Raw genomic sequence first — 12,225 nt, 5'->3', positions numbered from 1 at the left:
GGCGGACGCCGTTTTTTGTTTGGCGCCGGCGGCACCCTGCCCGCCGGCCACAGAGAGAAGCTAAGGACATCGCGATGAACACGAACTCGGGCAAGGTCACGTTATTGAGCGCGGGGCCAGGAGAACTGGATCTGCTCACTGTGCGAGCCGCGAACGCCCTCGCCGCCGCAGACGTCGTGCTGCTCGACGATCTGGTCAATCCCGAGATCGTGACGCTTGCGCCGCAAGCGCGCGTGATTCGGGTCGGCAAGCGCGGCGGCTGCCGTTCGACGCCACAAGCGTTTATCGAGCGCCTGATGCGGCGTTACGCGCAGAAGGGGCTGCACGTGGTTCGCGTGAAAGGCGGCGAAGCGCTGCTATTCGGCCGAGCCGGTGAAGAACTCGCGACGTTGCGCGACGCGGGGATTCCTGTCGAGATCGTCAATGGCATCTCGTCGGGCTTCGCTGCCGCGGCGGGGCTCGGCATTTCGCTCACGCATCGCCGTCATTGTCACGGCGTCACGTTCGTCACCGCGCACACGGAAGATCACGGCGAACCGGACTGGGCTGCACTGGCGGCGACCCGAACGACGCTCGCGATCTATATGGGGATGCGGCGTATCGGCAGCCTCGCCAGCGCGTTGCTCGCGAGCCTGCCTGCCGGGACGCCGGCTGCGGTCGTTCAATGGGCTGGCGGCGCCAATGAGCGGCGCTTGCTGACGCGCCTCGACCGCCTCGCGGCCGATGCCACAGATGCGGGCTTCGGCAGTCCCGCGGTCATACTGATAGGCAGCGCGATCGGTGAAAGTGTGGAGACAGGTTGGACGCAAGATGCGTCATCGCGCGATGACGCGACGCATGCTCGCGCCGCGTGAGGGCGTTGCACTTCACGCCAGCGCCAGCGCCACCGCATCTATAGAAACGCGACCGTTGCAAACAGCGGCCGCACATACACTAGTCGCCAAAGCCCAGCTCTGCTTCGACTGCCTGGCCGACGCGCAGCCATGCGCCCGCCCCGCTCGTCACTAGCGCGTTGTTGCCGAAGGTGACTGCGCCGTTTCGCTGCGGGTTCGCACGATAGACGCTCATCGTGTCGGTCGGTTCGTCCGGCCAGTTGGGATCGCGCTCGCCCTTCGCCTGGTCGATGGTCGGCATCGGGCAGCGTGCGCAAAGTTTGACAAGGCGCAGTTCGAGACCTTGCGCGCTGTCCGCAGTCGCATCGTCCACCCTCAGCGTTTCAACATAGTCTTCTTCGTAAGCATCGAGCCCGCTTAACACGAGGTTCGGACGAAAGCGATCGATCGGAATGGACGGTGCGCCCTTCGCATTCAGGCGCGTGTTCAGGTCGTCGAGCGACGCCTGGCCGATCACGAGCAGTGGGAAGCCGTCGGCGAAAAGCGTGGTGGCGCCGCCCACACTCTCCGTATAAGCCGGATCGACAATGCGCTCGCGCTGCGGATCTGAGCGCAACAGTCGCACCGGCATGCCGAGAAATGCGGAGAACCACTCGGCGCATTCGTCGCCGGTGTCGAGTCCATAGGCCGCGTCACGCCAAACCGTGGTCGCGACCCTCGCCGCCGTATCGAGTAGCGCGGCGTCGAGCGGCGTACGCAATTCGCTCATGCCGGGCGCGCGGATCACCAGTTCTTGTGCAGCGATCTCGACCTTGATCAGCGCCATGCGTGGATACGCGCGCTGCGTGAGCATTGCGCCATTCGAGTCGACGGCCATCCAGCCGCGGTCGTATTCGAGGCCCGTGGACAACACGCGCGCTTCGTTCAACGCGATGCCCGCGCAGGATTTGATCGGATAGACAAAAAGCTCGCTGATGGTCGGCATGATGTGGGGCGTGGACGTTGAATGCGCGAGCGGCGGATCACGCACTCGCTCGTTTTTTTATGGCAAGTCTTGAATCAAGGCTCGATTGTAGATCGGTTCGGCGCTGTGGCCGTGTTCGAACGGCGCTGCCGGGCGTCGGTTTCGGGCCGTTTTGCGTCGGGTAATCCCGCATGGCGCTCTTCTGATGCGCCGCTCGGCGCCGGCCATGACAGGTGGCCACTGAAGGCGCCACCGCTGGCGCCACCGATGTCCCACTGAAGGAGGCCGTTTCTTCACATCGCGCTTGGACGTAGAATCCCCAATCAGGCTGATTCGCAAGGGACCTGCCGCGGACGTTCGCCTTTCACGGTCCCTGCACGTCGCACCCTACAATGAACGAGACAGGAAATTGATTATGCTGAGCAAACCCGTGTTGACCGTAGCCGAAACGACCCGGATCCTCGAAGCCGCGCGCGCGGAAGCCGAGAAAAACAAGTGGGCCGTCGCAATCGTCGTGGTCGACGACGGCGGCCACCCGCTCGGCATGCTGCGTCTGGACGGCAGTGCGCCCGCGAGTTCGTACATCGCGACTGAAAAAGCCCGCACTTCCGCGATCGGACGGCGCGAAACCAAGGCGTACGAGGACATGATCAACAACGGCCGCACCGCGTTTCTCAGCGCGCCGCTGCTCGGCACGCTCGAAGGCGGCGTGCCGGTGATCGTCGAAGGCCAGGTGGTCGGCGCGGTCGGTGTATCGGGCGTGAAGTCCGACCAGGATGCGCAGATCGCCAAGGCCGGCATTCAGGCGCTTGGCGTCTGAGTCAGCCATGGCGATGGCTCTACCCATCGCCAACGCGAGCGCAATCACGAGTGCCGTCGTGATTGCGTTGTCCTGGACCCGAAACGCAACAATCCGAAACAGGATCGTCCCAGCAGTAGCCCCAACGCGGGCCGATGTCCCCACGTCGGCCCCACTCAGACAGATGGAGCAGTCGATGACTCAGATGAACCCGCGCGGCGGATTGCAGGTCGCCGCCAATCTCGACCAGTTCGTCGAAACCGAAGCCCTGCCCGGCACCGGAATCGACAGCGCCGCATTCTGGTCGGGTTTCGACGCCCTCGTGCACGAGCTGGCGCCTAAAAACCGTGCGCTGCTCGCCGAGCGCGACCGCCTGCAAACGGAACTGGACAACTGGCATCGCGCCAATCCCGGGCCGGTGCGCGACTTGCGTGCCTATCGTGCGTTTCTTGAAGGCATCGGCTATATCGTGCACGCGCCGGCGAGCGTGAAGGCTACGACCGATGAGGTGGACACCGAAATCGCCGAACAGGCAGGTCCGCAACTCGTGGTGCCTCTGTCGAATCAGCGCTATGCGCTGAATGCGGCGAACGCGCGCTGGGGCAGCCTGTACGACGCACTGTACGGCACCGACGCGATTCCCGAGACCAACGGCGCCGACCGGCAGAAAACTTTCAACCCGGTGCGCGGCGCCGCGGTGATCGCCTATGCCCGCAAGTTTCTCGACGAAGCAGCGCCGCTTGCGAACGGCTCGCATGCCGATGCGACGCGCTATAGCGTGGAAGGCGGCAAGCTGTCCGTCGCGCTGAAGAACGGTACGAGCGAACTCAGGACGCCCGCGCAATTCGTCGGCTACCAGGGCGAGGCGAGCGCGCCGTCGGCGGTGCTGCTCAAACATCACGGGCTGCACTTCGAGATTCAGATCGACGCGAACGATTCGATCGGCAAGACCGACGCCGCGCATGTCAAGGACGTGGTGGTCGAAGCGGCGGTGAGCACGATCATCGACTGCGAAGACTCGGTTGCAGCCGTCGATGCGGACGACAAGGTTCAGCTCTATCGCAACTGGCTCGGTCTGATGAACGGCGATCTGACCGAAGAGGTCACGAAGAACGGCAAGACGTTCACGCGCCGTCTGAACGACGACCGCGTGTACGTCGCCGCGAACGGCACGGCGCCCGTCGTACTGCATGGACGCTCGCTGCTGTTCATTCGCAACGTCGGTCATTTGATGACCAATCCGGCTGTGCTGACGAAGGATGGCGCCGAGATTCCCGAAGGCATTCTCGACGCTGTGATCACAACGCTGTGCGCGCTGCACGACCGCAAGCACAAGTTGAATTCGCGCACTGGCTCCATCTATATCGTGAAGCCGAAAATGCACGGCCCCGCCGAAGTCGCGTTCGCGAGCGAACTGTTCGCGCGCGTCGAAGATCTGCTCAAGCTGCCGCGCAACACGATCAAGATGGGCATCATGGACGAGGAGCGCCGCACGAGCGTGAATCTGCTCGCGTGTATCGCCGAGGCGTCGGAACGTGTGGCGTTCATCAACACGGGCTTTCTCGACCGTACCGGCGACGAAATGCACAGCGCGATGGAAGCCGGCCCGATGATGCGCAAGGGCGACATGAAGTCGAGCGCATGGATTGCCGCATACGAACGCAGCAACGTGCTCGTCGGTTTGCACGCGGGCCTGCGCGGCCGCGCGCAGATCGGCAAGGGCATGTGGGCAATGCCCGACCTGATGCACGCCATGCTCGAACAGAAGATCGCGCATCCGAAGGCCGGCGCGAACACCGCGTGGGTGCCCTCGCCGACCGCCGCAACGCTGCATGCGCTGCACTATCATCAGATCGACGTGCAGGCGGTTCAGCAGCAACTGGAGCGCACTGACTATGCGAGCGTCCGTGACGAACTGCTAGACGGCCTTCTGACGATTCCCGTCGTCGAAACGGCCAGGTGGAGCGCCGACGAAATCCGCGCCGAGCTCGACAACAACGCGCAAGGCATTCTGGGCTATGTGGTGCGCTGGATCGATCAAGGCGTGGGCTGCTCGAAGGTGCCCGATATTCACGACGTCGGCCTGATGGAAGACCGCGCGACGCTGCGTATCTCGAGCCAGCACATCGCGAACTGGCTGTATCACGGCGTGGTGACGCGCGAGCAGGTCGAAGAGACATTTAAACGCATGGCGCAAGTGGTCGATCAGCAGAACGCCGGCGATCCGCATTACAAGCCCATGGCACCCGGGTTCGACACCATTGCGATCAAGGCCGCGCAAGCACTCGTGTTCGAAGGACGCCAGCAGCCGAGCGGCTACACGGAACCGTTGCTGCACAAGTTCCGTCTGCAAGTGAAGAACGGCTGAGCTTGATATCGCGCCGCGGCTCGAAGAAGTTTGAAGTTCGAGCGCGGCAAAAAAGGACGGGCGCCCGCGTGATTCGGGGCGCCCGTTTTCAATGCGCGCGATGTTTCGCGCGCTTCTGCGTGATGCTTGGATGCGATCTCGCGCCAATTACGCCAGTTGCGCCAATTGCACGAATCGCGCGATCAGGCTGTCCCGGCTCGGATCAAGCCGCTTCGGCCGTGTACTGAGGCTCCAGGCTTTCCGGATTTTCCTGCGTATTGCCCTGCGTATGTGCCTGCATGTATGCATGCAGATACGCTTCGAATTCCTCCTTCACCTCCGGATGACGCAGCGCGAACTCCACCGTCGCCTTCAGGTAGCCGAGCTTGCTGCCGCAATCGAAACGCGTGCCGAAGTAGCGATACGCGAGCACCTGCTCTTCAGTGAGCAGCGACTGCACTGCATCGGTCAATTGCAGTTCGCCGCCCGCGCCCGGCTTGAGCGCGCGAATGTGCTTGAAGATGGTCGGCATCAGCACGTAGCGGCCCACCACGCCGAGGTTCGACGGCGCATTGTCAGGCGCCGGCTTTTCCACGATACCCGAGAGCTTGATCACATTGTCTTCCCACTCGCGGCCGTCCACGACACCGTACGAACGGCTGTCTTCGCGCGCGATGGTTTCGACGCCGATCACCGAGCTGTGATAGTGATTGAACGTATCGACAAGCTGGCTCATGACGGGCTTGGAGCTGTGCAGCAGGTCGTCGGCGAGAATCACCGCGAAGGGGCTGTCGCCCACCAGCTTTTCGGCGCACAACACCGCGTGGCCCAAGCCGAGTGCTTCCGCCTGACGCACATAAAAGCAGTCGACGTTGGCCGGTTTGATGCTGCGCACGAGGTCGAGCAGCTTCTGCTTGTTACGCGCCTCGAGTTCAGCTTCGATCTCATACGACTTGTCGAAATGATCTTCGATAGCGCGCTTGCTGCGGCCCGTCACGAAGATCATTTCGGTGATGCCGGCGGCAATCGCTTCTTCGACAGCGTACTGAATCAGCGGCTTGTCGACGATAGGCAGCATTTCCTTCGGACTCGCCTTGGTAGCCGGCAGGAATCGTGTCCCGAGGCCCGCTACGGGAAACACGGCTTTGGTGACTTTCAGCATGGTAGGCATTCCCAGATCGGTTAGAAATTGGTGTCCGCGGGCATGGCGGCCCCGCGACGTGGCCAGAAAGGCTAACAAAAAATCTGCGCTAGATCACGCGTGAATTTCACAAATAATGCTTAATGCGCCCGATTCACATCTATTTGCGCCATTTCTGAAAGACTTAGGCAACATTTACTTTGCAAAATCGAATTGTTTTCGGGCGATTCCGAAAAAATTACCCATGGCGTCGCTCGTGCCGGAGCGCGCGACGCCCTTCCGCCAGCAAACGCATCGGCGTTCATCGGCCCTTAGTGGCCCTTACCGGCGGGCTTCCTCGTTTTCGTCCAGTTGCGGCAGCTTGCCTGGACTGATGCGGAAACGGCGGATGGGCTCATTGCGCAGCGCCTCGCGATAAGCGGAGGCGCCGACGAGGATCAGTAGCACGGCGATGCCGGCAAGCAAATGCAGGTTCATGACTTCACCTCTCATCAGGAGAATCCGTGCTGTAAGTTAGCACGACAAAAGCGATAAATAATTGTCCAGACGCATTCTGCTTATGCGCAATTACAATTGGTCACAAAAGCCGCTTAAATAGAAAAAAGGCTGTCATTTTTTTATTCATTTTTTGTGCGCGCCGTGCACTAGCATGTGATGCACCGCGTGCGCGAATCGCGCGCGCGGACCCGCATTGCATTACTTCAAATAAAGGACCGCGCATGAGCGACTCAGCACTGGATGCCGCCGGCTCATCCCTGCCCCTCTCCCCGCCTTTGAGGCCTGCCGCGCCGCGCGCACAAAGCGACGCACGCGCCGACAGCGCCGGCAAGGAACATGTGATCGATGCAATGCGAGGCTTTGCCGCGCTGCTCGTCGCGTATTTCCATTGCCGTCAGATCGAATGGGTCGGCATGCAGGCGTTTCATCAGAATGCCGGGCATTCATTGAGTTTGAATACGATTGCCGCTTATCTGACTTTCCCTATTGCATGGGGATCGGCGGGCGTGCCGATTTTTTTCGTAATCAGCGGCTACTGCATTCACCGCAGCGGCGCGTTACGGCTCGCTAACAACCCGGCTTACCGGCTGGACGCAGCCAATTTCTGGGTGCGCCGCCTTACTCGCATTTATCCGGTGCTGCTTGCCGCCTTGCTGCTGACGCTCGCGCTCGACTGGTTCAGTCTGCAATTACCGCCTGTCAGTCACAAGATTCGCGAGATCGGCGTAGAGGCGTTTCTCGTCAACCTGTTCTCGCTTCAAGGCGTGGCCGGCAAGACGTATGGATCGAACGGCGCGCTATGGACTCTTTCGCTCGAAGTGCAGTTTTACGCGATCTACCCGTTGCTATTCGCGCTGCGTCGACGTATCGGCATGACCTCCGTGCTCGCGATCGTCGCCGTGGTCAACGTCGTTTCCGCCTATGTGCTCGAACGGCATGACATTCAGTTCTTCACGTCGTACTGGTTTTCGTGGACCCTCGGCGCATGGATTGCCGACGCAAGAGCCCGCACCTCCGCACAGACTGGTTCGCCGCGGTGGCTCTATGCGCTCGCCGCTGCATTCATCGCGCTGGGTTGCGCGGCGTTTCACTACGGTCAATACGGCGCGTTCCAGCTCTGGGCAATCGGCTTCGCGTTCTATCTGTACAAGGCGCTGGAGCGCGGCAACGGCAACCAGCGCGACGGTTGGGGCTTGCGGCTTTTGTCGCGCTTTGGCGACTTCAGCTTTTCGCTGTATCTGATTCATCTGCCGATCTTCGTGCTGCTTTCGTCGCTGCTGTTCCGCTCTTCATTGCAGATGTCGATCTGGCCGTCGTTTGGCTACATGCTGGTGGCCGTGCCGGCCGCTTACGTGTTCTACCGGCTGGTCGAATTACCGGCGATGAAGTGGTCCGCCAGTTTCAAGCCGAAATCCGCTAAAGGCGCGTTCGGGAAGTAGTCGTAAAAAAGCGGGGCGAAAGTCAGTGACGTCCGCCCCGCTGCGCCAAATGACAGGAACCGGCCGAGTCCCTGCCTACCCCGCGTCAATCGTTTCAGTAACAGTGCTTCTGGCAGTGCCTCTCGCCGCATTGTCCGGCGCGCGTCGGCGGTCTCGGGCGCGATTCATCGAGCGACGCGCTTCACCGCCTTCGTGCTTCTTGCAGCACATACAGGTCACGCAGGTCACGCGCCGGCAGCCTTGCCCGGCTCCGCCACACGGCTCAGGATCCGCTCCACGCTCTCGACATAGTTCACCGTACCGAAGCGGCTCAGCGCCGTCCTGTAGCCGTTTTTGACGAGCTTGTCGCGCAGTTCGTCGTTCGAGCGCAGTTCGGCTAGCGCGTCGGCCAAAGCATGAGCATCGCCCGGCGTGCACAGCACGCCGTTCTCGTAGTCGTCGATAATTTCAAGTACCCCGCCCGCGCGCGCGGCCACGACCGGCCGTTGCGCGAGCATCCCTTCGACGATCACCCGGCCGAACGGCTCTGGCGTGATCGACGTGTGCACCACCGCGTCCACCGCGCACATGCAGGCGGGAATATCGTGCTGGAAGCCGAGAAAATGCACGCGGTCGCCAAGACTATGCGCGGCGACGAACGCATGCAGTTCGATCTCGTACTGATCTTCACCGAAGAGCGGCGCGCCAACCAGCACCGCGTGCATGTGCGGATTGAGCACTAGCGCCTGCAGCAGCACATGCTGCCCTTTCCAGCGCGCGAGGCGGCTGAACGAGCCCACCAGAAAGGCGTCTTTCGGCAGGTTCAACTTTTCGCGCAGCGCGGCTTGCGGCACGTTGCGCAAGGCGTCGAACGGTGCCGCGGAAATGCCGTTGAACACTACGTCGATGCGCTTGTTGTCGAAATGCGTAAGGTCGGCGAACGCGCGCGCCGAGGCGGCCGAATTGGCGATCACATGCGTGAGGCCGAGTCGCGCGCACCATTTGATGATCGCGAGCTGCTTGCCGCCGAAATGCTCCGGACTCACGATGTCGCGCAGATGCCAGACCACCGGGCGCCTCGCGAGCTTGCCGGCGACCGCGCCGATCACCATTGCGCGCTGCGTGTTCGCATAGATCACCTGCGCATTGCGCGCGCGTCTGGCCGTCGCGCGAACGAGCGACATCAGGCCCATCAACGCCTGACCCTTCGGCAACGAACCGCCCTGCTTGCGCACGTTGCGCAGCGCGCCCGCATCGAGCACCTCGACACTGGCGCCCGCTTTGTCGAGCGCGGTACGGAACGGGCCGTCGTCGAACAGTACGACTTCCATGCGCGAGCGCAGCGCCTTGACGATTTCGAGCAGCGAAAGCTCGGCGCCGCCTAGTACGCCGCTTTGATCGACAGCGAGAATGCGCGGCGCATTCGCGGCCGGCTCCGCTTCATACGGCGCGTACGGCGGCAGCGTCGCGTTGTGCAGCGCGGGCACGGACGCCCGCACATGGGCGAAAAAGCGTTCCCTGAAGTTCGCTGCGGAAAAACGCTCGGCGTTCGCGCGGCAATCGGTTGGCGAAAAACGCTTCACGTGTCCATCGAAACGCTCGACCGCGGCGATGATCGACTCCGTGCTCTGCTCGTCGAAGAACATGCCGGTCGGACGCGGCTCCGACAGATCGCGCACCGTTTCGAGCGCACCGCCCTTGCCATACGCGATGACAGGCGTGCCGCACGCCTGCGCCTCGACCACCGAAATGCCGAAATCTTCCTCGGCGGCGAAGACGAAAGCCTTGGCGCGGCTCATCCGATCCTTCAACACCTTGAACGGCTGGTAGCCCATGATCTCGACATTCGGCCCCGCCTTCGCGCGAATCTTCTGCATGTCGGGACCGTCGCCGATCACGACAAGTTTTCTCTCAGGCATGCGCGCAAACGCCTCGACAATCAGGTCGATTTTCTTATACGGCACCATCCGCGAGGCGGTCAGATAGAAGTCTTCCTTCTGCGTGCATAGCGTGAACGCTTCGACGTCGACAGGCGGAAAGATCACCTGCGCATCGCGCTGGTAGACCTTCCTGATCCGCCGCGCGATGAAGTCGGAGTTCGCGATAAAGCCGTCCACCGAATTCGCCGTGCGGATGTCCCAGTTCCGGATGTAATGCAAAATGAGCCGCGCCATTGCCGACTTCGGCCCGCTTGTCAGTTTCGACTGCTGCAGATACTGGTGCTGTAAGTCCCACGCATAGCGGATCGGCGAATGCACGTAGCTGATATGCACCTGGTCCGGACCGGTGAGAATGCCCTTGGCCACTGCGTGGCTGCTAGAAATCACCACGTCGTAGGCGGATACATCGAGTTGCTCGATCGCGAGCGGCATCAGCGGCAGATACGTGCGGTATTTGGTGCGCGCGAGCGGGAGCTTCTGGATAAACGATGTGGTAACGGGCTTGCCGCGCAGAAAGCTGCGGTCGTCGAGAAAGTCGACCAGGCTGAACAGGTCCGCGTCCGGAAAGCACGCCACTATCTGTTCGAGCACCTTCTCCGCGCCAGCATAGGTAACGAGCCAGTCGTGCACGATCGCCACGCGCACGGCTTTATCGCCGCGCAATGCCGCACGCCGCGGCGGCGCGTCAGCCGTAGGAACGGTGGTCAGTTCGGCCAGCGCGCTGCGCGTCGGAGCTTGCAGCACGGCTTCTTCAAGGACTTCGTGGTTCATGCGCTTTTCCTCGGATTCAGTCGCAACAGCAGTGAACGCGCTAGATCGCGCAAGGCGGGTGTCATTGTGATGGACCAGGCGATGTTCGCGCCCACCATCAACAGGCCGGCGACGATCGCCATGGCGAGGCCCGGCAGGAAGCTGGAAAGCCAGAGGCTCGCCAGCAGGAAAGCGAGGTGGGCGAGCATGTCGAGCGCGATTTGGCGCGCTCGAATCGCCGAAAGCCGCAACAGCACCGCGTAATCGAATAGCGCGCGGCCGGCCACTGCGATCGCCGCGCCAGTCAATCCGAAATGCGTGATGCCAAACCACAAAGCCCCCGCAAACAAGGGCAATTCGAATAAACCGACGCGCGCGGCCGTGGCCGGATTGACCTGCGACTGGATCAGGATCCGCGTCACGTTGGCCTGGCCCACGAGCCATACCGCGACGATCATGATGCGTCCCACGGGCGCCGCGACGGTCGCGATTTCATTGCCGACCCAAAGATGCAGGAACGGTTCGAGAACCAGCATCGCGATCAACGCGACAGGCGTGAACACGCCGTTGAGAAATTCGAGCGACTGCTGCGTGATGGTGTCGGCGTCCGCGCGGCCTACGGCGGAAAGCCGTGGAAACAGCGTGCGCACCATCGCGGTGGGCACGATGTTCAAGCGCGTCACGAGGTTTTGCGGCACCGTGTAATACGTGACGAAGCGCGCGCCGAGGCTCGTGCCGAGCATCACGCGGTCGAGCGATTCGGCGATCATGTTGGTGACGCTCGCAATCAGCATCCAGCCGCCAAAGTTGAAGAGCCCTTTCGCCACGCCGAACTGCGGCGGCAGAATACTGCGTATTTCAAGCACTTTTAGCGCGGACCGGCCGAGCAGGATCGCGGCGAGAATGCGCGCGAAAACCGCGGCGGCGAGCACGTTCTGCAAGCTCGCGCCGAGCCACAGCGCCGCGCCGAGCGGCAGCAACTGGAACAGGAACGTGCCAATGGTCTGATTCGTGTTGTAGACGCCGAAGCGTTCCGCGCCGTTGATTGCGCCGGCGAACACCCACGAGACGTTCGCAATCGGAATCGCCACCGCGAGCCACGGCAGCGCCATGTACACCTCATGCTGCAGTTCCGGCGACACCTTCGTGAAATACGCGGTGTACAGAAATGCGCCGAAATAAATGATCAACCCGCCGATCACGCCCGTCACGAGATTGAGCCACGTCGCACTCCAGAACACGCGCGCGCTCTCGTCCTTGTTGCCCGACGCGCGCGCCTTCGAAATGTGATTCTGCGCGGCCATGCTCATGCCCAGATCGAGAATTCCGAAGTAGCCGATCAGCGTCCACACGAGGCTGATCACGCCGTAGCGCTCGACGCCGAGCAGCCGGATATACGACGGCACGGTGACGAGCGAGACGAAAGTCGGCAGCACGAGACCGAAGAAGTTGATCGCTACGTTCTTGAGAATGCCTTTGTCCATCGGATGCCCTGGGTTCGACTACGATTGCCTGTTTTTTTCGTCATGCGTGGT

Annotated in this window: 9 protein-coding genes; 4 read left to right on the top strand and 5 right to left on the bottom strand. The window is 62.0% G+C overall.

The window, feature by feature from the left end; translation table 11 throughout:
- Positions 1 to 74: 74 nt before the first annotated feature.
- Positions 75 to 854: a uroporphyrinogen-III C-methyltransferase gene (gene cobA, locus JMY24_RS06355; RefSeq protein ID WP_128595044.1), complete on the top strand. Its 780-nt coding sequence runs from the start codon at positions 75 to 77 to the stop codon at positions 852 to 854.
- Between the two features lie 79 nt (positions 855 to 933).
- On the opposite strand, the gene JMY24_RS06350 is transcribed toward cobA, so the two are convergent.
- Complete coding sequence (locus JMY24_RS06350; protein ID WP_128595043.1) at positions 934 to 1,818, bottom strand: MOSC domain-containing protein; 885 nt, start codon at positions 1,816 to 1,818, stop codon at positions 934 to 936.
- Between the two features lie 394 nt (positions 1,819 to 2,212).
- Here JMY24_RS06350 and JMY24_RS06345 point away from each other — a divergent pair, with 394 nt between their 5' ends.
- Together JMY24_RS06345 and JMY24_RS06340 are read left to right on the top strand one after the other, a co-directional pair.
- The gene (locus tag JMY24_RS06345; RefSeq protein WP_128595042.1) at positions 2,213 to 2,617 is read left to right on the top strand and encodes a heme-binding protein; all 405 of its coding nucleotides are present in this window, start codon (positions 2,213 to 2,215) and stop codon (positions 2,615 to 2,617) included.
- A 175-nt stretch (positions 2,618 to 2,792) separates the two neighbouring features.
- A complete protein-coding gene (locus tag JMY24_RS06340; protein ID WP_128595041.1) occupies positions 2,793 to 4,964 on the top strand; it encodes a malate synthase G in 2,172 nt (723 codons plus the stop codon).
- Positions 4,965 to 5,166: 202 nt separating this feature from the next.
- Here the strand turns inward: JMY24_RS06340 and galU are convergent, their stop codons facing one another.
- Together galU and JMY24_RS06330 are read right to left on the bottom strand one after the other, a co-directional pair.
- Positions 5,167 to 6,105, bottom strand: a complete 939-nt coding sequence (gene galU, locus JMY24_RS06335; protein WP_128595040.1) for a UTP--glucose-1-phosphate uridylyltransferase GalU — start codon at positions 6,103 to 6,105, stop codon at positions 5,167 to 5,169.
- Between the two features lie 300 nt (positions 6,106 to 6,405).
- Complete coding sequence (locus tag JMY24_RS06330; RefSeq protein WP_164853494.1) at positions 6,406 to 6,561, bottom strand: hypothetical protein; 156 nt, start codon at positions 6,559 to 6,561, stop codon at positions 6,406 to 6,408.
- 242 nt (positions 6,562 to 6,803) lie between these two features.
- On the opposite strand from JMY24_RS06330, the gene JMY24_RS06325 reads away from it, so the two are divergent.
- A complete protein-coding gene (locus tag JMY24_RS06325; protein WP_201701538.1) occupies positions 6,804 to 8,021 on the top strand; it encodes an acyltransferase family protein in 1,218 nt (405 codons plus the stop codon).
- Positions 8,022 to 8,245: 224 nt separating this feature from the next.
- Here the strand turns inward: JMY24_RS06325 and JMY24_RS06320 are convergent, their stop codons facing one another.
- Positions 8,246 to 10,711 carry a glycosyltransferase family 4 protein gene (locus tag JMY24_RS06320; protein ID WP_128595039.1) on the bottom strand — a complete coding sequence of 822 codons (2,466 nt, stop codon included), beginning with the start codon at positions 10,709 to 10,711 and terminating at the stop codon, positions 8,246 to 8,248.
- The gene (locus JMY24_RS06315; protein WP_128595038.1) at positions 10,708 to 12,174 is read right to left on the bottom strand and encodes a flippase; all 1,467 of its coding nucleotides are present in this window, start codon (positions 12,172 to 12,174) and stop codon (positions 10,708 to 10,710) included. The genes JMY24_RS06320 and JMY24_RS06315 overlap by 4 nt, the downstream gene beginning before the upstream one ends.
- Positions 12,175 to 12,225 lie beyond the last annotated feature (51 nt).

This window comes from Paraburkholderia kirstenboschensis, assembly GCF_904848585.1.
GTDB lineage: Bacteria > Pseudomonadota > Gammaproteobacteria > Burkholderiales > Burkholderiaceae > Paraburkholderia > Paraburkholderia kirstenboschensis.
This window is presented reverse-complemented; position numbering and strand designations above follow the sequence as displayed.